The organism is Caballeronia sp. (assembly GCF_049581465.1).
Taxonomy (GTDB): Bacteria; Pseudomonadota; Gammaproteobacteria; order Burkholderiales; family Burkholderiaceae; genus Caballeronia.
Genome location: NZ_JBAUSA010000788.1, coordinates 1 through 2554 on the forward strand (window position 1 = coordinate 1; position 2554 = coordinate 2554).

Below are 2554 nucleotides of genomic sequence, written 5' to 3' on the forward strand. Positions count from 1 at the left end.
GCAGACGTCACCCAGCGAATTGATGACACCGTCACCGACAAATCTGGCTTCAGCATTGAGGACCGCAAAGACGTGGTGCTAAAGAATGCGTTAAATGACCTCGCGGAGCGCTTTAGCAAAGAGGTGCGCTTTAAGCCGGTGACATTGAACGTCACCGACGCCTCGTCCGATACCTTCCAGGTTGACGATCCTGGGATGAATTTGCAGCCGGGCGACTCGATCCGTGTCTTTCACAGCGCGGGGCGGCCGGGCGGTATTTCAGAAGATGCACTAGTTCCGGTATGGGACGCCAGTGTGATCAGCCGGGACGCAAGCAAAGTGACTGCGTCGCTGTTGCTACCGGTCGCTGGCAAACCTTCAAAACCGACCAGCGGAGATGTCGTCCTCGTGGACAGTGTGGCGAACGCCGGCGCAGGCGCACAACGCATCGCATTCTGCCCGGCGGAAAAAAGCCAGATTGGATCGGTAGCGCTTGAGCGCTTTAATGCGCTGGTGTATGCCGATGCGTCGCGTGCTCCTATCGTGATGGTCAATCCCGGCCTCGCTGAGCTCGTAAAGGGCAAGGTCGGAGGTCAATCGGGGTTCGCAAAGAACCTGGAATTGCGGCCGGCCGCATACGACCGTTGCCTGGATGCGTTGTACCGGATCGATCAGAAGGAGCAGAAATGCGACGGAGGAACGTGTGCCGGGGTGTACAACGTGCGCCTCGCGTACCGACAGAAAGCGGGAGGCAACGTGTTGAATCAGGTCATTCTCGAACATGGCTACACGACGAGCGGCTATCCGGCGGCGACTGATGCCGCGAATGCCGTTGCCTTGCAAAGTATCGACTTGGACGCGGATACGCGGACAAGTCTCGATGGTGTGATGAAACAGATGTTATTAAAAACAAATTGAGGAATAGACCAAATGAAAAAAAACTCCGCACTTCGGGTCGCACTGCTTATCGGCACACTGGCGGCAAATGCGCCGCAGGCGATGGCATTCGGCATTGGTAACCTTACGGCCGCGATTCCGGGTGTGGGCGGATCGTCTACGAGCACGGTTTCCGGTGGCGACATCGACGCGTTCATCAAAACCGCACAGGACGCGGATTTGATGATTGGCACTGCAACGGCTCACATCTTCAAAGCTGTCGGGAACAGCGAAGATATTGCGGCACTGGAAGCACGAGAGGCAGCCGCCAACGCCATTGCGGACCCAGCTGAAAAATCTGCCGCGATCGAGCAGATCCGCACGGACAAGGCTACGGCCGTGCAGAAGGCTTTGTCGAGCAAAGACGTGCAGGACAAGCTAAAAAGCATGAACAAGGCGCAACTGAATGCGTTCGGCAATGCCGCTTTCACTTTCATGCTTGGCGTGCTTAAGGACAAGCAACTGGCCGATGGCAGCCGCGCGCTTGTGTCGGGTGTGGCCGCTAACCCTGTGTTGCTGCCCCGCCTTGCTGCACTGAAGGATGTCGCTTCATCGGTTAGCGCACAAGCGAGCAACACTGCGAAGATCGGTGAGGGCCTGGTTAAACTCGCCAGTGCGGGCAAGATTGCTGCGTTGCCGACATCCGCTTCGGAACAACAAAAGGAAGTGAAGGATATGTAGGTCCTATTGCGCTGATGAAAACGAAAGCCTACATGCTGTCCACGGCACTGTAGTCTTTCGGGCTCTGGCGCAACTAGGCGGCTTGGTCGAAGTGTTTCGTATAGCTAAAGTTCCTTATCGAGCCGACAGACCAGCATTCCACACAGCGGGCGCAGCGATATCTTTGAGGCTTAGCTTCACGAGGTTGAATTGACCTGTGCGAATGCGTTGCATCAACGCAATGCCTGCCAGAGTGATCGCAGCGTTCCGGAAGCGTTTGACACCGAGCATGACGTTCGTGCTGGACTTGACGTTGCGATGATCCTGCTCGATGAGATTGTTCGAATACTTCGAGGTTCGGACCTTCTTATCCTCGGGCAGCAAGCCGTCGATCTTCATCTCGCGCACGGCGCGATGCGAGGCCGCATAGGTGCCGCTTGAGCGCGAAGGTTGTCAACTTGTTGGCTAGCGTGCGGCCAAACGGGTGCTATATAGGAATAACCAAGGTAAGCGGCAAGGCGGGCTCCAACATTGCGGTGCCCGTCACACTTTCCACGCCTCGAAGGCTTGGGCGTGTAGCGCGGAAATTCGCCGGCCAGCTCGCCTGCGGCGAGCTACACGTCACGTTGGCGCGCCGCTGCGAGCAGAGCAGCCGTTCGATAAGCCTGCCGCGCGTTCGAGCGGCTTGCCTGGGCGTAGAAGCGAAACGACTGATATCGGAAAACAAAGATGAATACGAACGTGATCCCGCTCCCAGGTGACAAGCCGGTTGCTGCCGAGGCGATGATCGATTTGACTTTTGACCAGATATTCGAGAGCAGGAGCAAGCTCCCGTGGTGGCCTTGGGTCGGACGTCGTTTTTCCGAATCGCCGGTAAAAACGATGTTTGTCGGTGAGAGTATCTACGAATGGAATCCAGAACGTGACCTCTTCGGACGTCGGTACGCCAAGGCGGATGGGCTCCGTGTCACCCATGGAC

1 protein-coding gene and 3 pseudogenes are annotated in these 2554 nt (G+C 56.9%); 3 read left to right on the top strand and 1 reads right to left on the bottom strand.

Annotated features, from left to right (window positions below; genetic code table 11):
* A pseudogene (locus tag WCA53_RS19380) lies at nt 1–897 on the top strand (hypothetical protein); the annotation flags it as partial.
* Nucleotides 898–909: 12 nt separating this feature from the next.
* A complete protein-coding gene (locus WCA53_RS19385; protein ID WP_423914293.1) occupies nt 910–1596 on the top strand; it encodes a hypothetical protein in 687 nt (228 codons plus the stop codon).
* 114 nt (nt 1597–1710) lie between these two features.
* Here WCA53_RS19385 and WCA53_RS19390 read toward each other — a convergent pair.
* A pseudogene (locus WCA53_RS19390) lies at nt 1711–2004 on the bottom strand (DDE-type integrase/transposase/recombinase); the annotation flags it as partial.
* Between the two features lie 300 nt (nt 2005–2304).
* Between WCA53_RS19390 and WCA53_RS19395 the strand changes: the two are divergent.
* Nucleotides 2305–2554, top strand: a pseudogene (locus WCA53_RS19395) (hypothetical protein); the annotation flags it as partial.